The organism is Erythrobacter sp. JB1-15 (assembly GCF_057365035.1).
Map to the genome: position 1 here is coordinate 2143196 of NZ_CP200295.1, position 19419 is coordinate 2162614.

17 protein-coding genes and 1 pseudogene are annotated in these 19419 nt (G+C 58.9%); 15 read left to right on the forward strand and 3 right to left on the reverse strand.

Annotation, left to right across the window (positions count from 1 at the left end; genetic code table 11):
• Positions 1-31: 31 nt before the first annotated feature.
• From AC0V6L_RS10280 to AC0V6L_RS10290, 3 genes are all read right to left on the reverse strand, one after another.
• Entirely contained in the window at positions 32-1255 is a 1224-nt protein-coding gene (locus tag AC0V6L_RS10280; protein ID WP_486155106.1) for an alpha/beta hydrolase family protein, read from the reverse strand.
• A complete protein-coding gene (locus tag AC0V6L_RS10285) occupies positions 1239-2111 on the reverse strand; it encodes a TolB family protein (protein ID WP_486154173.1) in 873 nt (290 codons plus the stop codon). The genes AC0V6L_RS10280 and AC0V6L_RS10285 overlap by 17 nt, the downstream gene beginning before the upstream one ends.
• A 148-nt stretch (positions 2112-2259) precedes the next feature.
• A complete protein-coding gene (locus AC0V6L_RS10290; RefSeq protein ID WP_486155107.1) occupies positions 2260-2877 on the reverse strand; it encodes a DNA-3-methyladenine glycosylase family protein in 618 nt (205 codons plus the stop codon).
• 110 nt (positions 2878-2987) lie between these two features.
• On the opposite strand from AC0V6L_RS10290, the gene AC0V6L_RS10295 reads away from it, so the two are divergent.
• The 15 genes and pseudogenes from AC0V6L_RS10295 (at position 2988) to murC (ending at position 19417) form a co-directional block, all read left to right on the forward strand.
• Complete coding sequence (locus AC0V6L_RS10295; protein ID WP_486150460.1) at positions 2988-3305, forward strand: 2Fe-2S iron-sulfur cluster-binding protein; 318 nt, start codon at positions 2988-2990, stop codon at positions 3303-3305.
• A 42-nt stretch (positions 3306-3347) separates the two neighbouring features.
• On the forward strand, positions 3348-4370 hold the full coding sequence (locus AC0V6L_RS10300; RefSeq protein ID WP_486154175.1) for a cysteine synthase A: 1023 nt from the start codon (positions 3348-3350) through the stop codon (positions 4368-4370).
• A gap of 57 nt (positions 4371-4427) precedes the next feature.
• Positions 4428-4853 (forward strand): hypothetical protein, encoded by a 426-nt coding sequence (locus AC0V6L_RS10305; protein WP_486154177.1) that lies wholly within the window; start codon positions 4428-4430, stop codon positions 4851-4853.
• Entirely contained in the window at positions 4804-5769 is a 966-nt protein-coding gene (locus tag AC0V6L_RS10310) for a hypothetical protein (RefSeq protein ID WP_486155108.1), read from the forward strand. The genes AC0V6L_RS10305 and AC0V6L_RS10310 overlap by 50 nt, the downstream gene beginning before the upstream one ends.
• A gap of 394 nt (positions 5770-6163) precedes the next feature.
• Positions 6164-6676, forward strand: a complete 513-nt coding sequence (locus AC0V6L_RS10315; protein WP_486150468.1) for a division/cell wall cluster transcriptional repressor MraZ — start codon at positions 6164-6166, stop codon at positions 6674-6676.
• Positions 6673-7620: a 16S rRNA (cytosine(1402)-N(4))-methyltransferase RsmH gene (gene rsmH / locus AC0V6L_RS10320; protein ID WP_486154178.1), complete on the forward strand. Its 948-nt coding sequence runs from the start codon at positions 6673-6675 to the stop codon at positions 7618-7620. Before AC0V6L_RS10315 ends, rsmH begins: the two co-directional genes overlap by 4 nt.
• Positions 7617-8186 carry a hypothetical protein gene (locus AC0V6L_RS10325; RefSeq protein WP_486154180.1) on the forward strand — a complete coding sequence of 190 codons (570 nt, stop codon included), beginning with the start codon at positions 7617-7619 and terminating at the stop codon, positions 8184-8186. Before rsmH ends, AC0V6L_RS10325 begins: the two co-directional genes overlap by 4 nt.
• Positions 8183-9904, forward strand: a complete 1722-nt coding sequence (locus AC0V6L_RS10330; protein WP_486154182.1) for a peptidoglycan D,D-transpeptidase FtsI family protein — start codon at positions 8183-8185, stop codon at positions 9902-9904. The genes AC0V6L_RS10325 and AC0V6L_RS10330 overlap by 4 nt, the downstream gene beginning before the upstream one ends.
• Positions 9901-11440, forward strand: a pseudogene (locus AC0V6L_RS10335) (UDP-N-acetylmuramoyl-L-alanyl-D-glutamate--2,6-diaminopimelate ligase). The gene AC0V6L_RS10330 and the pseudogene AC0V6L_RS10335 overlap by 4 nt, the downstream one beginning before the upstream one ends.
• Entirely contained in the window at positions 11437-12909 is a 1473-nt protein-coding gene (locus tag AC0V6L_RS10340) for a UDP-N-acetylmuramoyl-tripeptide--D-alanyl-D-alanine ligase (RefSeq protein ID WP_486154184.1), read from the forward strand. The pseudogene AC0V6L_RS10335 and the gene AC0V6L_RS10340 overlap by 4 nt, the downstream one beginning before the upstream one ends.
• Positions 12910-12929: 20 nt before the next feature.
• Entirely contained in the window at positions 12930-14000 is a 1071-nt protein-coding gene (gene mraY, locus AC0V6L_RS10345; RefSeq protein ID WP_486154186.1) for a phospho-N-acetylmuramoyl-pentapeptide-transferase, read from the forward strand.
• An 11-nt stretch (positions 14001-14011) separates the two neighbouring features.
• On the forward strand, positions 14012-15397 hold the full coding sequence (murD, locus tag AC0V6L_RS10350) for a UDP-N-acetylmuramoyl-L-alanine--D-glutamate ligase (RefSeq protein ID WP_486154188.1): 1386 nt from the start codon (positions 14012-14014) through the stop codon (positions 15395-15397).
• Positions 15394-16605 carry an FtsW/RodA/SpoVE family cell cycle protein gene (locus tag AC0V6L_RS10355; protein ID WP_486154190.1) on the forward strand — a complete coding sequence of 404 codons (1212 nt, stop codon included), beginning with the start codon at positions 15394-15396 and terminating at the stop codon, positions 16603-16605. The genes murD and AC0V6L_RS10355 overlap by 4 nt, the downstream gene beginning before the upstream one ends.
• Positions 16602-17927: an undecaprenyldiphospho-muramoylpentapeptide beta-N-acetylglucosaminyltransferase gene (gene murG, locus AC0V6L_RS10360; protein ID WP_486154192.1), complete on the forward strand. Its 1326-nt coding sequence runs from the start codon at positions 16602-16604 to the stop codon at positions 17925-17927. The genes AC0V6L_RS10355 and murG overlap by 4 nt, the downstream gene beginning before the upstream one ends.
• A 59-nt stretch (positions 17928-17986) precedes the next feature.
• Positions 17987-19417, forward strand: coding sequence for a UDP-N-acetylmuramate--L-alanine ligase (murC, locus tag AC0V6L_RS10365; protein ID WP_486154193.1), 1431 nt, complete (start codon positions 17987-17989; stop codon positions 19415-19417).
• Positions 19418-19419 lie beyond the last annotated feature (2 nt).

Sequence of the window (19419 nt, forward strand, 5' to 3'; positions counted from 1 at the left end):
TCATTGTCAGCGCGAATTATTTTAAGAGCGCTTAACCGCCCAGAGCCTCTGTAAGGCCTTGGACGTGCTCTGCTCCCTCAAGGATTTCGGCACTGGAATCGGCCACCGTGTCGCCGATGGGTTCTGCCCGTCCGCCAAGGCAGCTGGCGAGGAAGTTTTCAGTGATCGCGGTATAGGCGATGTTGTTCACCGGCTTGGCAAAACCGTGGCCTTCATCCGGGTACAGCACATAGGTGACAGGCACGCCTGCCTCTTTCATTGCGCCTACGATCTGGTCGCTTTCCGATTGCTTGACGCGCGGATCGTTGGCGCCTTGCAGGATAAGCAGCGGCTTGGTGATTTCATCCGCCTTGTAAAGCGGGCTGGCCGCTTTGAGCAGAGCGAGGCCTTCTTCGGTGTTCGGATCGCCCATGCGTTCATGGAAAATCTTCACCAGCGGCGCCCAATAAGGCGGAATGGTGCCAAGCAGCGTTTCAAGGTTCGACGGGCCGACAATATCAACCCCGCAGGCGAACTTTTCAGGCGTAAAGGTAAGCCCGGCAAGCGTCGCATAACCGCCGTAAGAACCGCCCATGATCGCAACCTGATCAGGGCTCGTGATCCCTTCTGCAATGGCCCAATCGGTCGCATCAATGAGGTCATCATGCATTTTTAGGCCCCATTGCTTGTTGCCTGCATTGAGGAAGTCTTTGCCAAAGCCGGTCGAGCCGCGGAAATTGGTTTGCAGCACCGCATACCCTCTGTTGGCGAGCCATTGGACGCCGCTGGAAAAGCCGTAATCATCGCGCGCCCACGGGCCGCCATGAACCAGCAGAACCATCGGTACGGCTTTATCAGGACGGCCATCACCGTCGCTGTCGCTGCCCGGCGGCAGGGTCAGATAAGAGGGCAGGGTCAGCCCATCACGGCTGGCAATCTCAACCGGGTGCATGGGCTGCAATGGTGCGCCTTCAAGCTCTGGCCTTGTGGTGTAAAACGGGGTGAGCGTGCCGGCCGCCCGGTCATAGATGAAGGTTTGCGATGGCGCTGTCAGCGGGTCGTTCCAAACGATCCATGTCTGATCGTCATCAGTGCGGCTGGAAATGCCGAAATCGCCTTCCAATTCGCCATCAAGGAATGCCAGAGCCGCGCCGATATCATCGTCAATCGCGGTCCAGGTGTTTTTGAGGTAATTCACCGAATAGGCTTCGACCACGCCGGTTTTGGGATCGCGGATTGTGCCGCCCAGATCGGCCTTGTCATCTTCGGCAATCATGGTCTTTTCGCCGGTTGCGGTGTCCTGTGCAAACAAGGCAGCGGTGTTGCGACCCCGGCTGTCGAGCCAATAGAGGACCGATCCATCGGTTGTGTAGCCTGCTGGCGATGTCGTCAGCGAGATCCTCCATCGCGGTGGTTTCAAACGGGGCTTCCTCCACCTTTCCATCTGCGACATTGAAGTAATCCGTCCCGCCTTCGGCATTCTGGCGAAACGCCATGCGCAAAGTTAGCGTGTCATCAGCCATAAACCCGGCATAGCTGTCATTTTGATAGACCAGCTCCAATTCGCCGGTGTTGATATCGAGCAGGTGGATATCATGGAATTGCGGATTGCGATTGTTGACCCCGATCAGGATCTTGTCCTTGATCGTTTCGGACGCGCCGACGATTTGAACCCGCGTGTTTTCAAACGGGGTCATCAAGGTTTCTTCGCCGCTGGCGATATCGATTTTATACAGGAGGAAGTTTTCATCGCCTCCCTTGTCCTGAATGTAGCCGACGCTTTTCCCATCGGGAGCCCAGAAATGATCGCGGATCGGGCGGTCTGTTGAACTGGTGATCGCTTTGGCAGCGGCCATATTATCGCGCGGCGCAACCCAGATGTTGAGAATGCCGTCCTTGGGAGCAAGCCAGCTCAGCATGGTGCCATCCGGGCTCAATCGCCCTTGCGCTTTGGTGGGATTGCCAAACAGCGCATCGCGCGGGATCAAGGGGGCGGCGGCTTGGGAATGGGTCATCGATGCTCCGGTTTCGGATTGCGCATGGCTGTCGGCTGATACGACGCTTGGCACGGTAAGCGCGCAGGCAGTGGCAGCGGTGACAAACAGGCGCGCAGGGTGTGAAAGACTGAACATTGGCGGGGGGCCCCTTTTATTCAAGATGTGAACACAGGCCCCAGAAATCGGGCAGCCAGTGTATTGCCCCAGTAATACAATTTTGATGCCCCATCGCAAGCGCGCTTGGTCGAGCGGATATGCCGTTGGTCGGGCGCGTTACGCTGCTTCACAGGGCAGGGTTGGCATAAAAATGCCAGGTAAAGATCGCCATTGCGCCCCTGTGCGGGCGCCATTGTTCGCCGTGCGCGCGGCATTCTTTTTCGTTGGGGCGTTCTTCAAGGTCCAGCAGGCGCTTAACGCCTTCCTGCACGGCAAGGTCGCCAGCCGGCCAGATGTCGGTGCGCCCTTCTGCAAACAGCAGATAAATCTCCGCCGACCATTGCCCGATCCCTTTGATCTGGGTCAGGGTTTGGGTGGCCTCTTCATCGTCTTCGGGCATCGCGTCAAAATCGAGCGCGCCCGCTTCGACCAGTTCGCACAAGGACCGCGCATAGCCTTGTTTCTGGCGGGAAAGCCCGCAGGCTCTCAATGTATCGAAATCGCGTTTGAGCAAGCAGGACGGAGTGAAATCCGCGCCCAATTCTGCTTCCAACTTGTTCCACATCGAGCTGGCAGCGGCGACCGAGACTTGCTGGCCGACAATGGTGCGCAGCAGAGTTTTGTATCCGCGCGGCCGCAATCGCGGTTCCGGGTATCCAATCCGCGCCAACTCCTCGCCAATGCGGGTATCTTGGGCAGCAAGCGCATCCATTTCGGCTTTGATAATTTGTGCGGTCAGGCCCACTCTCAATTCCTCTAACTTGCCAATTTGCAAGGAACTCCCTAGCTGAGCAGCGCATTATTCCAAGGGCGCACCCTTGCGCTCAATCGTTTCGAAAAGGACTTTGAAAGCCCATGCCCAAGCTGGTCGTCACCAATCGCGAAGGGGAAACAAGCGAAATTGAGGTCGAAAGCGGCCTTACTGTCATGGAGGCCATTCGCGACAATGGCTTTGATGAACTGCTGGCTTTGTGCGGCGGATGCTGTTCTTGCGCGACGTGCCATGTCTATGTCGATCCCGCTTTTGCCGACAAACTGCCGGAAATGAGCGAGGACGAGGATGACCTCTTGGAATCCTCCGATCATCGCAACGAAACCTCGCGCCTCTCGTGCCAGGTGCCGCTGACCGATGAGCTTTCGGGCATGAAAGTGACTATCACCGCTGAAGATTAAACTTGTTTGCTGGCGCGCGTTCCAGCGACTAAATCGTTCGGCATGAACATAACTCAACCTTACGTCGATACGCTCAGCCTGATTGGAAACACCCCGCTTGTCCGGCTCGAAGGGCCGAGCAAGGCTGCGGGCTGCGATATTTGGGGCAAGTGCGAATTTGCCAATCCCGGCTCCAGCGTGAAAGACCGCGCGGCGCTTTACATGATCCGCGATGCAGAAGCGCGCGGAGATCTGAAGCCGGGCGGGACAGTGATCGAAGGGACGGCGGGCAATACCGGCATTGGCATTGCGCTGGTTGCCAATGCGCTTGGCTATAAGACGATCATCGTCATGCCTGACAATCAATCCAAAGAAAAAATGGACACTTTGCGCGCGCTTGGCGCTGAGCTGGTTCTGGTCCCGCCCACCAAATATGCAGACCCTGCGCATTTCCAGCACGTCTCGCGCCGCATGGCGGAGGAGAATGAGGGCGCGGTTTGGGCAGGGCAGTTCGACAATGTCGCCAATCGCCGCGCCCATATCGAAGGCACGTCGCGCGAATTGTGGGAGCAAACGGGCGGAAACCTGCACGGCTTTACCTGCGCGGCGGGCACGGGCGGCACGATTGCAGGCGTTGGCATGGGGCTGAAAGAGAAGAACCCCGATATCCGCATCGCTCTGACCGATCCGCACGGCGCGGCGCTGTATAATTATTACGCCCATGGTGAGCTGAAAAGCGAAGGATCATCAGTTGCCGAAGGGATCGGGCAGGGACGCATCACTGCCAATCTGGAAGACGCGCCCATCGACACGCAGTTCCGCATCTCTGACGAAGAAGGCCTGATCTGGGTGGAAAAGCTTCTGCGCGAAGAAGGGCTTTGCCTTGGCTTGTCGAGCGGAATCAATGTGGCAGGCGCGATTGCGCTGGGGCAGCAATTGGTGAGCGAAGGCGCTGAGAACCCGCAGGTTGCGACCATTTTGTGCGATTCCGGCTTTCGCTATCTGTCGACGCTGTACAATGCTGAATGGCTGGCGGCAAAAGGCCTGCCTGTATTCGATTGGCTTGTTCAAACAGCACCGGCTTAGAGCTATCTTAGACCCAAGTGGATCGACAAGCCGGGAATGGCGCGCTAGGCACGGGACATGGCAGGACGCAGACTGTTTGGCAGCGCTTTAGCTGACATTAATGAGGCGGAGTTAGAGGCCGCTGGCATGAGCGGCGACGCGCCTCATTCCATGCCCCTTGGCGGCACCCGCGATGAAGCGGCTCAGCGTTTGCGCGCAGGGCTGCTGGGCATTTGCACCATGATCCTTCTGGTTGGGCTGGCCAGCATTATCGGCACGCAAGCCGAATTGGCAGAGCAAGCCGCCGTGCCCGACGCCGCGCCCACAACCGAACCCACAGAAGCACCCGCGCAGGTCGATCCGCTGGCCGATGCAGGCATCGTGCCCGATATTCCGGCTGATCCCGAAGAGCCGGCCGAAGAGCCTGCCCTTAAAGAACCAATCTTTGCCGAAGATGGCGTGGTTCCTGATACTGCTGACACTGATCCGGTTGATGCGCCTTAGCCAAAGCCGCTGGGCGAGCAGCCGCTTCGCCCCTTACCCGAACGCGCAATCAATTCTGGCAACCGTTTTTCTGGGCGCGCTCACCGCCTGTTCGCAAAGCGGCGATCATTCGCACGATCACGCCGAAAGTGCTGCACAAGCGGCGATGCCAGAGGCGGTAGAGTGCGAGAATGCAGGCGAAGCTGCAGGCGACGCTGGCTCTCTTGGTCTGACCACAAGCCTGCCTGTATTCTGGTCGATTGATGCAAACATAGAAGATGTGGCCAGCGGCCAAAGCGCGCAATCCTGGCAATTTAGCGCGCTGTCTGCCTGTTATGATCTGGTGCCGCTTGATACGCTGACGCCGGTGCCGAGCCTTGATGATGCATCGCCCAAAATGGACCCGCTCGCTTCGCTTGACCGGATTGCCATCATTCAGCCGCGCGCTTTGACCCCTTCTGACAATGTTGCGCTGGATGATTGGGTGCGGGCAGGCGGGCATGCTCTGATTGCGCTCGATCCGCTGCTAACGGGGCATTATGATGCGCCGCTTGGCGATCCGGTGAGGCCGATTGACAGCATGCTGTATGCGATCCCGCCGGTTGTTACGCGGTGGGGGCTGGAAGTGGTGTATTCTCCGCCAGAAGACGGGGGCGCTGGTCCGGGCGATGACGAGGCAGGGGGAGTGGGCGCGGACCAGATCGTTCTGGGGCGCACGCTTATCCCGATTGATACAGGCTGGAAATGGCGGATCACCGATCCTGATGCGGCAAGATGCGCGTTGACTGGCAAGGAATATCTTGCACAATGCAAAGTCGGCGAAGGGCAAGTCACCTTGTTTGGCGATGCGGCCGTTTTCGAACAGCGCGACCTGGCAGGCGAAAACCTTGAAGCCATGACGGCAGTGCTACGATATGCTTTTGCGAGCGTTCAATGATCCAATTTGGGGAAATTGCGGGAAATGCCTGCTGCGGCCATGTAGCAGCCGGGACTCGGAGCCAAATTTCTCGCGAAATCAGATCGTTTTGTGGGGAAATTAAGGGAATGTCCGGGTGATTGGGGGATTCATCACCAATTACTCACAAGATGAAATATAGGTAAATCAAATATTTACCATCTAATCCCGTGATTTCCCGCGAAAACCCCTTTTCACCCGCCTAGTTCCCGGATATTACCGGGTTCCATCAAACACATCTGTTTGCCTCGCGCCGCCTCTATGGATTGGCGCGCTGCCTCCGTTCGCGCGGGGGCGGCAGCGGGGAAGGTGTGTCGCGGTGAGGTGAATGCGGCAAAAGGTGGGGCCGCACAAGGGTATACGGGGAATTGTTCAGGTGTCGGGTTTGGGAGCATATAGCGGTAACGCTTTTTCGCCAGCAGGCGATAAGGGCCGTTTTGTGCTGCCGCCGGCTTTGCGCAAAGAGCTGAAGGAAAGCTCCGGCGGGGCCAAGACGCTGTGCATTGCTGCTCATGACAAGCTCGATTGCCTTATCGGGTTTGGTGTCTCACGCATTGAAAAACTTCAGCAAAAGCTCGACGATGAGCAAGAGCGCGCCATTCGCATGAACAATGCCGAATTTGATTACGACACGCGCGCGCAGCAATTGTTCGGGTTTGAACAGCTCCCGTTTGATGACAGCGGCCGCTTTGTGATGCCTGATTACATTCGGGATCTGGGCAAGATCGAAGATGGGCTGTTTTTCCAGGGGGCAGGCGACTTCTTTCTCATCTGGAACCCCGAAGAGCTCGCCAAAATGGGGCCTGATTTCAAGGGAGCGCAAGCCGCCTGCCGCAAGCAATTGAGCGAGGCTGCGGCCAAAGCAAAAGCCAAGGGCGCAAAGAAATGAGCGCGCTCCACATCCCTGTCCTGCTTGATGAAGTGATCGCGGCCATTGCGCCAGTGCCCGGCATGGCCGTGGTGGATGCGACCTTTGGTGCAGGCGGATACAGCGCGGCGCTGCTCGATAAGGGTGCGCGCGTTTACGCATTTGACCGCGATCCCAATGCCATTCGCGATGGGGCGGGCATGGCGGCGAGCGCAGGCGGTCAATTGTCGCTGCACCCCCACCGTTTTTCCGACATGCAGGCGGAATTGGCGGATGCAGGGGTGCAGGCGGTCGATGCCGTGGTGATGGATATCGGCGTGTCTTCCATGCAGCTCGACCAGTCAGAGCGCGGCTTTTCGTTTCAATCAGACGGCCCGCTCGATATGCGGATGAGCCAGCAGGGCGAAAGTGCAGCGGATTTCCTCAACAGCGCCGATGAAGCCGCGATTGCCGATGTCCTTTATGATTACGGCGAAGAGCGCCAGTCGCGCCGCGTCGCCCGCGCGATTGTGGCAGCGCGCCCGTTAGAGACCACCGGCGATCTTGCCCGCGTGGTCCGCCGCGCTTTGGGGTATAAGCCGCATGACAAGAAAGACCCCGCCACGCGCAGTTTTCAGGCCGTTCGCATACATGTGAATGATGAGCTGGGCGAACTTCGCGCAGGGCTTCTTGCAGCGCAGGCTTTGCTTAAAGAGGGCGGGGTTCTGGCTGTTGTGAGCTTTCACAGCCTTGAAGACAGGATCGTCAAACGGTTCCTGCGCGAATCATCGGGTGCAGGCCGGGCGGTGTCGCGCCATTTGCCCGGCGAAGTGCCCGGACCGCCGCCAACTTTCGCAAAGCTATCCAAAGCGATCCGCGCGAGTGAGGCAGAGCTGGAGCGCAATCCGCGCGCACGTTCCTCCATCCTTCGCACCGCCATTCGCACCGCCGCCCCCGCAAACCTCCCACAAGGAGCCGCCGCATGATCGTCACCGATGCAAGAAAACGCCAAATTGGCTGGGTTGCAGCTTTGGCTATGTGTGTGGGGCTGTTTGCTCTGCTTTCGATCAGCGCGATGGCTGAAAAGAGTGCGGTGCTACTGGCCGAACGCAAGATTGTCGCGCTCGAGCGGCAAACCTTGATGCTGGAAACCGAATTGCAAGCGCGCGCCAGTCAGCGCCAGCTTGCCAATTGGAACCGGATTGAATTTGGTTATGAAGCGCCGCGCGCAGATCAATATTTCGATCACCAGCGCCAATTGGCAAGCCTGGGTCAACCCGCCGGTCCCGAAGCGCCAAGCCCCGTGCGCGTAGCCCGCGCCGATCTGGGTGAGAGCGGCGATGCGCGGCCAAGCGAAACCGCTCAGATGGTATCGCCCGTTTCGGGCGAGCCGATCACTTTTGCCTCGGCAAATGTGGCGAGCGCCGATCCGGGCGCAGCTTTTACTGAAGCCTTTGGCAATTTCCTGATCGAAGCTTCCCCCATCCGCGCCGCCAATGCGCAAACCCCGCTGATTGATGACGGCGCCCTTTCGCGTGAGGTCGCCGAATGAGCGCTTTTGCAGCGCCCCGTCCAGCGATTGAGGCGGGCCGCATCCAATTGGTGCATCTGCGTTATCGTTCCTTGTTGACGGCGCGGTGGCGCGTTTTGTGGATCGCAATTGTGTTCACGATGGTGGCGGCGGCGGCTTTGCTGCGGATCGCTTATCTTGGCTTTGCTGGTCACACGCCGGTGCAATCAAGCCTGGCTGAACAATTGCTGCCTGCGCGCGGCGAGATCACGGACCGCAATGGCAAGCCGCTGGCCCGTGCCTTTCCCGCCTATGCCTTGTGGTTTGATCCCAAGGCGATGGGCGATGAAGGTGCGCCTTTGGTGGGAGAGCCTGACGACATCGCTGCATCTTTGAAAGCGATTTTCCCGGCCATAAACGAACGCCGCACCGCGCGCCGCCTTGCATCTGGCAAAGCGGGATATCTGCGCCGCCGCGTCCTGCCGGAAGATGCGAACAAAGTGTATTCCCTGGGCGAGATCGCGCTGCAAATCCCGCGCGAAACCGATCGCCATTATCCGCAAGGGTCGCTGGCATCGCATGTGCTGGGCTATGTCGCATCGGATGATACCGGGCGTCTGGGGATGGAGCAGGTGCTGAACGAGCAATTGTCCGATCCCGATCTTCGCGATCAGCCCACCGCGCTGTCGATTGATGTGCGCGCGCAAGGGGCGCTTGAAGATGAATTGCGGCGCGGCATGCTCGCGACCAATGCGCTGGGCGCGGCAGGCATTATCCTTGATGTTGATACAGGCGAGGTCATGGCGCTTGCCTCCTTGCCTGATTTCGATCCCAACCGGATTGATGCGGAAGGTCAGGCCAATATGATGAACCGCGTCACCAATCAGGTTTACGAGCTGGGTTCGACATTCAAACCCGTCAGCATCGCGGCTGCCATTGATGCAGGGGTGGTGCGCAATATGGGCAAGGCCTGGGATGCCTCAACAGTGGAAATGTCGGGGCGTAAGATACGCGATTTGAAGCCCAAAGGCGCGGCGCTGAATGTGCCGCAAGCGCTCGTCTATTCGTCGAACACAGTCACCGCGCGCGTTGCAAACACGCTTGGTCCTGAAAAGCTGCGCCAATCGATGATTGATCTGGGCATGGATCAGCGTCCTCACATTGAATTGCCCGCCAAAGGTCAGCCGATCTGGCCGCGCGGCAAATGGAGCAAGCTGACCAATATGACGGTCAGCTATGGCCACGGCCTTGCTGTGACACCGCTGCACCTTGCCAATGCTTATGCAGCGATGGTGAATGGCGGCATCTGGCGGCCTGCGACTTTGCACAAGCTTGCGCCCGAAGATGTGCCGCGCGGGCGGCGAGTGTTCAAATCTTCTACCTCATCGCGCATGCGGCAATTGCTGCGTATGATTTCGATGTACGGCACAGGCCGCAATGCCGATGCGCCCGGATACCGGGTCGGGGGCAAAACGGGCTCTGCGGAAAAGGCGAGCAAAGGCGGCTACCGGAAAACCTCGCTCGTTTCCTCATTCGCTGCGGCCTTCCCAATGGATCAGCCGCGCTATGTGATCGTGATTGTGCTGGATGAACCGCGCGGCACGGCGGCGAGTTCTTACCAGCGCACCGCCGCATTTAACGCTGCGCCTATCGTTGGGCGCTTGGTGCCTCGGATCGCGCCCATTCTGGGCGTGCGGCCCGACAATCGGCGCGATGTTGATATTTCTGACCTTCGCTATCTGGTGGAGGGGCGCAAATGAAGCTGGCGGCGCTGATGGATCAGGCTGGGCTGGACATGGGACTTGAACGCGCGCGCGCAGGTGATGCGCGCGTGACAGGTTTTGCCATCGATCACCGCAAGGTTGCCCCCGGCACCGTCTTCGGCGCGTTTCGCGGCGCGACTTTCAATGCCGAAGAGGTGATCAGCGACGCGGTTGAAGCGGGCGCTATCGCTGTGGTTGCCCGGCCCGAGGCGCAAGTGGCAAATGCCCTGCATGTGCCAAGCAAAGAGCCGCGGCAGACCTTTGCGCATTTGGCGCGCGGCTTTTTCAGCCCTGTGCCTGAAACGGTTGTCGCAGTGACGGGCACCAATGGCAAAACTTCCACCGCCGAAATGACCCGGCAAATCTGGCGTATGTGCGGCGAGCGTGCGGCCAGCATTGGCACGTTGGGTGTGACCACGCCGGATGAAAGCGTTTCAACCGGTCTTACCACGCCTGATATCGTAACATTTCTTAGCAATATGAGCGGTTTGGCGCGTGAAGGGGTGACCTCATGTTGCCTATGAAGCATCCAGCCATGGCCTGTCCCAATACCGCAATGAAGGTGTGCGGGTAAGCGCATGTGCGTTCACCAATTTCAGCCGCGATCACCTCGATTATCACGGCACGATGGAGGATTATTTTGCCGCCAAGATGCGGCTGTTTGATGAAGTGATCGAACCGGATGGGCGGATCGTGATCTGGCGCGACAAATCCAGCGATGAATGGACCGAACAGGCGATTGAGCATGGACTGAAAAGTGTTGCCAAAGTGCTTATCGTCGGCGAGGCGGAGGGCCCATCTGGGCACAAGCGTGATACTTTCCTCCGCCTCGTCCACCGGTCCGCAACTCAGCTGGGCCAGACATTGACGCTTGAATATGCAGGCGAACAGCGCATTGTTAAATTGCCGCTTATCGGCGCTTATCAATCGGCCAATGCGTTGTGCGCTGCCGGGCTGGCTTTGGCGACGGGGTCTGATGCGGGGCAGGTTTTTGATGCGCTGTCGCGGCTTCAGCCTGTCAGAGGGCGGCTGGAACGCGCTGTCATAACGCGCAGCGGCGCGCCCGTTTATGTCGATTACGCGCACACACCCGATGCTTTGGAAGCCGCGATTGCCGCATTGCGCCCGCATGTCGACGCGGACAAAGGCGGCCGTCTGATTGTGGTTTTTGGCGCAGGCGGAGACCGCGATAGCGGTAAGCGCGCGCCGATGGGCGACGTTGCAGCGCGCCTTGCTGATATGGCTATTGTTACGGATGACAATCCGCGCGGCGAAGACCCATCTTTGATCCGCGCGCAAATTCTGGAAGGTGCAAACAGCGCCTGTGCCAACACCCGCGACATCGGCGACAGGCGCGCAGCCATTGGCGCTGCCATCGCGGATGCGGGCGCGCATGATATCGTGCTGGTTGCGGGCAAAGGCCACGAACAAGGCCAGATAATAGGGTCAGGAAACACTATGCGAGTGCTTGCCTTTGATGATGTTCAGGTGGCGCGTGAATGCGCGGCAAATGGCGGGGAGCAGCTCCAATGAATGCGATTAACCCCTCCATCCACAAATGGTTGCGCGAATGGCCGGTTGATGCCCGTGACGCGCTGCCGATGGCTTTGTGGGATGCAGCAGCGATTGAAGCAGCGACAGGCGGCACCGCTAGTCACGCTTTTCAGGCCGCGGGCGTTGAAATGGACAGCCGCGATGTCAAACCGGGCGATGTGTTTGTCGCGCTGAAAGGCGATGCGATGGACGGGCACCGGTTCCTGCCGCAAGCTTTCGCCAAAGGTGCCGTCGCAGCGATCACGGATCGCCCGGTTGATTTCCCGCACGTGCTGGTGGGCGATACCACCAAGGCGCTTCATGCGCTGGCCCATGCCGCGCGCGATCGCAGCGAAGCGGTGCGCATTGCAGTGACCGGATCGGTCGGCAAAACAGGCGTTAAAGAAGCGATCTTCACAAGTCTTGATAGAGCAAGCCGAGGCGCGGCCCATCGCTCTGTGCGCAGTTACAACAATCATGTTGGCGTGCCGCTCAGCCTTGCGCGAATGCCCGCGCGCGCGAAATTTGGTGTATTTGAAATGGGCATGAACCACGCAGGCGAAATCGCGCCTTTGGCCGATCATGTGCGCCCGCATGTGGCGCTGATTACGACTATTGCGCCTGCCCATATTGAAAACCTTGGCAGCATCGAAGCGATTGCCGATGAAAAGGCGCAGATTTTTACGGGCCTTATCGAAGGCGGCACTGCGATCATCCCGGCTGACAGTGATATGACGCAGCGTCTTATCGGCCATGCGCGCGGGGCAGGCGTGAACATCGTAACCTTTGGCCGCAGCGAAGGGGCCGATGTGCGCTTGCTGGACGCGATCCCGCAGGACCATGGCGGCGCGCTGATTACCGCCGACCTAGGCGAGACGCGTCTGTGCTACACCATCGCAGAGCCGGGCGAGCACTGGATCGGCAATTCGCTGGGCGTGATGGCCGCGATCCGGGCAGCGGGCGGCGATCTGTCGGGCGCGGGGCTGGCCATGGCAGAAATGGGCGGATTGAAAGGACGCGGCGCGCGGTTTCAGATCGCGGCAAGCGGCGGCAAGGCTTTGCTTGTCGATGAAAGCTACAATGCCAATCCCACCAGCATGCGCGCAACGCTGGCAAGCCTTGGCCAGACGCCGGCCGCTCGCCGCATCGCGGTGCTTGGCACAATGGGCGAGCTGGGCGATTTTGCCGACAGTTTCCACCGCAAGCTGGCAGAGCCACTCGCGGATGCCAAAATCGACCATGTTATTCTGGTGGGCGAGGGAATGCGCGCGCTCGCGGCGCAATTGGGGAAACGAGAGAGCGGCCAACTTGGCTTTGCGCCCTCCTTCACGCATTGCAATGATGCCGATGAAGCCATTGCCGAATTGACCGAATTTGGCCTGACCAATGGCGATGCCGTTCTGGTTAAGGGATCAAACTTTATGGGCCTTGGCCGATTGGTGTCACATTTTACAAGCGCGCTTTCATGAGCGGGCGCCGAGGGATCTGAATGCTTTACCTACTTGCCGAATGGCTGGGCTATGAAGGGCTCTTCAATCTGATCAGATACCAGACGTTCCGCACCGGCGCGACGTTGATGACAGCGCTTTTGATCGGTCTGGTCATTGGCCCCAAATTCATCAACATGCTGCGCGTGCGTCAGGGCAAGGGCCAGCCGATCCGCGAAGATGGCCCGCAATCGCATCTGGCCAAGGTTGGCACGCCGACCATGGGCGGGCTGATGATCCTGGTCGCGCTGTCATTGTCCTTGCTGCTTTGGATGGATTTGCGCAGCCCGTTTGTATGGGCCTGCCTTGCCGTGACGCTGGGTTTCGGCCTGATCGGCTTTCTTGATGATTACGACAAAGTCACCAAGAACAGCCATGCAGGGCTATCGGGCAAAGTGCGCCTGCTGCTGGAATTCGCAGTGGCAGGGGTGGCGAGTTACATCATCGTCAGCCAGATCAACACCAATTTGTATATCCCGTTTTTCTCCGACGTAGAGATACCCTTGGGGCCGTTCTATTATGTCTTTGCCACCTTTGTTATGGTGGGCGCTGGCAATGCGGTGAACCTGACAGACGGGCTGGATGGTCTGGCGATTATGCCGGTAATCATTGCGGCGGGCACCTTTGCCATCATCGCTTATCTGGTGGGCCGAGCGGATTTCTCGGAATATCTGGGCATCCCGCATGTGCCGGGCGCTGGCGAGCTGGCAATATTCTGCGCGGCGATCATGGGCGGGGGGCTGGCCTTCCTATGGTTCAACGCGCCGCCTGCTGCGGTCTTTATGGGCGATACAGGCTCGCTCGCATTGGGCGGGGCATTGGGCGCAATCGCGGTTGCTGCGCATCACGAAGTCGTATTGGCCATCGTTGGCGGCTTGTTCGTGTTCGAAGCCTTGAGCGTCATCATTCAGGTATTCTGGTTCAAACGGACGGGCAAGCGCGTGTTTCGCATGGCCCCCATTCACCACCATTTCGAACAATTGGGCTGGAGCGAGAGCAAAGTCGTGATCCGGTTCTGGATCGTTGCCATCATCCTGGCGCTGATCGGCCTTGCCACGCTGAAACTGAGATAGGGGAAACAGGCTTGATCACCTCTGCCGCCTTTGCCGATAAACGCTATGCCGTCCTTGGCTTGGCGCGATCGGGCGCGGCTGCGGTGGAAGCTTTGCTGGAAAGCGGGGCGCACGTGACCGCGTGGGACCGGCAGGATATTGCGCGGGACAGATTTATCGGCCGGTGCGAATTGGCCGATCCCTTGCAAACCGACCTGACCGGATATGCCGGCGTCATCGTCTCTCCCGGCGTGCCACTGAACACCCATCCCATCACGGCCCATGCTGCCAAATTCAATGTGCCCGTGATTGGCGATATAGAGCTGTTTGCGCTCGCCCGGGCTGAATTGCTGCCGCACAAAGTGGTGGGAATTACAGGCACCAATGGCAAATCGACCACGGTTGCGCTGCTTCATCACATCTTGAACATGGCGGGCATTCCCACAGTGATGGGCGGCAATATCGGTGATCCCATTCTTGGCCAGCAGCCGCTTGCTCCCAATGAAAACGGCGTGGGCGTCTATGTGCTCGAATTGTCGAGCTATCAGATTGATCTGACTTTCAATCTGGATTGCGATGTCGCAGCGCTCACCAATGTGACGCCCGATCATTTGGACCGGTATGACGATTACGCGGCCTATGCTGCGGCAAAAGCGCGGCTGTTTTCAATGCAATCGGCGCGCAATCCTGCAGTGTTTGGTTCGCTTGATGGCCCTGCGGGCGCTGTCCACCGCGCGCAATTGGACAGCAAGCCAGATGGCTGCGTGATCGCGGCAGATGGCGCTGCGCTTCAATCGCTTCAGCGCGGTTGGCCAAGTTTGCAGGGTCCGCACAATCTTGAAAACGCCGCCGTCGCCATCGCCATTGCCGAAGAGCTGGGCGTTAAACCTGCACAGTGGCAGCACGCTTTGCCCCGGTTTCAATCTCTGCCGCACCGGATGGAATTGGTGGCAGAGGATGCGGGCGTCATGTTCATCAACGATTCCAAAGCGACCAACACTGCATCCACCGCGCCTGCCTTGGCCGCGTTTCCGCCTGATCCGGCGATTAATGACGGCGCGCCGCGCATTCACTGGATCCTTGGCGGGTTGGCGAAAGAGGAGGGGCTGGGCGATTGCGCGCAGCATCTGGGTATGATCGCTGCCGCTTACACCGTGGGCGAAGCTGGCCCGATGCTTGCCGATCTTATCGCGCCCCATACCCGTGTTGAACGCTGCGAGCTTATCAGCGAAGCGGTAAGCCGTGCGCGCGATGCGGCTCGGCCCGGTGATGTCGTGCTGTTTTCACCCGCCTGCGCCAGTTTTGACCAGTTTCGCGATTACGAAAAGCGCGGCGAACATTTCCGCCAATTGGTGGGCGTGATTGCCGATTGCGAAGTTGATTGTTCGGCTGCCTATTTCAAGGATGAAGCGGCATGAGCGCTTTCAAAACACATACGGGTACCCACAGCGATGCACCGGCCATTGCCCCGACCGGATTTCTAAAGATCTGGAACAATCGCGGGCGCATCTGGTGGCGTGAGCTGGACAAAACGCTTTTGGCGCTTGTTATCGGCTTGATGCTGCTGGGTACGGTCGCGGTGGCGGCGGCATCGCCTGCGGCTGCGGATCAATATGAAACGGCTGATTTTGCTTTTTTCAAACGCCATATCCTTTTCCAATTGCTCGGTTTGGCAGGGATGCTGGCTGTGTCCTTTATGAGCCGCGATGAAGCCCGGCGCATTGGGATCATTATGGGCGTTGGCATGCTGTTATTGCTGTTTCTGGTCCCCATTTTCGGGGAAGAGCGCAATGGGTCGCGCCGGTGGCTCGAAGTGGGCATGTCTTTGCAGCCGAGTGAATTTTTAAAGCCCGGTTTTGTCATCATCCTAGCGTGGATTATGAGCCTGCGGCTGCGCGACCCAGATTTGCCCGTTCTCACGTTTGTCAGTGCAATCATGGTCTTAGTTGCCGGATTGCTGATGTTGCAGCCCAATTTGGGCGCGACGATCCTGTTTGGCGGCATCTGGTTTGTGATGATCCTGCTATCGGGCGTATCCATCGCGCGCATCGGCGTTTTGGTGGCCAGCGGTATTGGCCTCATCACCGCAACCTATTTCTTCTATGACAATGCGCGCCACCGCATCGATGCGTTTCTGGGCGGCGGCACCGCGTTTGATCAGGTTGACCTTGCGCAGCGCACTCTGCTTGCGGGCGGATGGACGGGCAGCGGGCTGTGGCTTGGCATTCGCAAAATGAGCCTGCCCGAAGCGCACACCGATTACATCTTCTCGGTTATCGGAGAGGAGTTTGGCCTGGTTGTGTGCGGCTTGGTCGTGCTCCTCTACCTCGCCATTTTAACTCGCGCGCTGATCCGGCTGGTGGATGAGGACAATCTGTTTGCCATGCTGGCCGGTGTTGGCCTTGCCACACAGGTTGGCGGGCAGGCCTTCATCAATATCCTCGTCAATCTTCAGCTGTTCCCATCCAAAGGCATGACCCTGCCGCTCATCAGCTATGGCGGTTCCTCCACGCTCGCCATATGCTTTACCTTTGGGTTGCTGCTCGCGATTACGCGCCGCAATCCCTATCTTGAGCGCGAGACGAAAGGGCTCAAACATTTCTTTGAGCGCAAGGAGGGCGCATGACCGGCCAGAACAAAGCGGACCAGCACACACCGACAGGATCAAGCCGGCATTTCGTGCTGGCCGCAGGCGGGACGGGTGGTCATCTGATCCCGGCCTTTGCGCTGGCAAGCGAGCTCGAAGCGCGCGGGCATCACGTTGCGCTTATCACCGATGAACGCGGCGCCAATATTCCGGGGAAACCCGACAGCCTGACCGCGCATGTCCTTCCCGCAGGCCGGTTTGGCAAAAACCCGCTGAAATGGATTGGCGGAGTGCGCGCTGTGCTCGAAGGGCGGCGCATGGCGCTGCGCTTGTTTGAAAGCTTTGAACCGTCCGCCGTGGTCGGCTTTGGCGGCTATCCTGCTTTGCCTGCTTTGCTGGCTGCGACATCGGCCAAAGTGCCCAGCGTTGTGCATGAACAAAACGCGGTGCTGGGCCGGGTCAATCGCTTGCTGGCCCGCCGGGTGGATGCCATCGCGACATCCTATCCGCAAGTTGACCGGCTCAAACAAAAATATCAAATCAAAACCCATCTGGTTGGCAATCCAGTGCGCGAAGGCGTGCTTGCTTTGCGTGATGAGGATTTTCCCGCGCTGGGCGAAGAGGGCCTGCTGCGCATCCTGGTGACAGGCGGCAGTCAGGGCGCGCGTATCCTATCCGAAGTGATCCCCGATGGCATGGCGATGCTGCCCCCGCCGCTGCGCAACCGGCTGCAAATCACTCAGCAATGCCGCAGCGAAGATCTGGACGCGGTGCGCGAACGATACGGCGAACATGGCATTCCGGCAGAGCTGGGCACCTATTTTGAAGATATGGATGAAAGGCTGGCTGATACCCATCTGTTTATCGGACGCGCTGGCGCATCCACCATCGCTGAACTGACAGCGGTGGGCAGGCCAGCGATCCTGATCCCGCTGCCGATTGCGACCGACGATCATCAGGCGGCGAACACGCGCGAAATGGTCGAAGCGGGCGGTGCGCGCATGATCCGCCAGCCTGCCGAAACCGTCACCGATCCGCGTCCCATGGGCGAAGATGGCAATGATCTCATGCGCCGTCAGGAAGCGATCTTTGCCAAGCTTTCAAAAGACATCTGCTTGCAAATTCAGGCCATGGCGCAAAATCCGGGCAGTCTTGCCAATGCAGCCCATGCTGCGTGGAATTGCGGCCGGCCCGATGCGGCAAAGGACTTGGCTGATCTGGTTGAAAGCATGAGCGGCATTGATCTGATGGATGTGATCCGCGTGGGCGATGCCGTGCCAAGAGCGGCGCAGGGCGCTGCGGTCACTCAGCCTTCGACCCGGAAAGCGGCCAAAGATATTGCCGCCAAGGATGCCGGCTAAATGAAAGTCCTTCGACAGGCTCAGGATGCACGGACACCTCTCAACGGAGCGCTGCTCCCATGAAAGGCGTTGGCACCGAAATTGGCGTTATTCACTTCGTTGGCATTGGCGGCATTGGCATGTCCGGCATTGCCGAGGTGATGCGCAATCTGGGCTATAGCGTCCAAGGGTCCGACATTGCCGAAGGGCCAAGCGTGGAACGCCTGCGCCAACGCGGCATCACGGTGCATATCGGCCACGCGAAAGAGAACGTGGAAGGCGCCGCCGTGGTGGTCACGTCCACCGCTGTGCGACGCACCAATCCCGAAGTGGCCGCCGCGCTTGAAAACCGCATTCCCGTCGTGCGCCGGGCTGAAATGCTGGCCGAACTTATGCGGCTTAAATCCACTGTCGCGGTCGCCGGTACGCACGGCAAAACCACCACGACCAGCATGATTGCAGCGCTGCTGGACAAGGGCGATATTGACCCCACCGTCATCAATGGCGGTATCATCGAACAGTACGGCTCCAATGCGCGGCTGGGCGATTCTGAATGGATGGTGGTTGAAGCCGATGAAAGCGATGGCAGCTTTTTGCGGCTGGATGGCACGATTGCGGTCGTCACCAATATCGATCCAGAACATCTCGATCATTACGGCGATTTTGACGGGGTAAAGCGGGCCTTTCTTGAATTTATTCAGAACGTGCCGTTTTACGGCGCGGCGATCCTGTGTGTTGACCATCCCGAAGTGCAAGCCGTGATCGGGCAAGTGCGCGACCGGAAAGTGGTGACGTACGGGTTCTCGCTTCAGGCCGATATTTGCGGGGTCAATATCCAATCATCGGGCGGCGGGAACACATTTGATGTGATCGTGCGCCAGCGCGGTGAAGAAGACCGCCGTATCGAAGGCGTGCAATTGCCGATGCCGGGCCGCCACAATGTCCAGAACGCTTTGGCGGCGATTGCTGTTGCGATTGAGATGGGCTGCAGCGATGATGTAATCCGCACCGGATTTGCCAGCTTTGGCGGGGTGCGGCGGCGCTTTACCAAAATGGGCGAAATTGCACGCGATGGCGGCGTGGTAACCGTCATTGACGATTACGCGCATCATCCGGTCGAAATTCAGGCCGTTTTGTCCGCCGCGCGCGAAGCTGTGGCCGACAATTCAGGCCGTGTCTTCGCGGTTGCGCAGCCGCATCGTTACACCCGGCTGGGCGATTTGATGGAGGAGTTTCAATCCTGCTTCAACGATGCCGACAGCGTCTATGTCACGCCCGTTTACGAAGCGGGCGAAGACCCGATCGAAGGCGTAAACAGCGCCGCGCTTGTCGCAGGGTTGAAATCGCGCGGACACCGATCTGCCGCCACAATTGACAGCCAAAGCGACCTTGCCGCGGCGCTGGCAAGCGAAATCGCAGCCGGAGATATCATCGTATGCCTCGGCGCGGGGGATATCACCCGGTGGGCGGCTGGCCTTGGCGCTGCGATTGACTCACTAAAGGCTGCATGAGG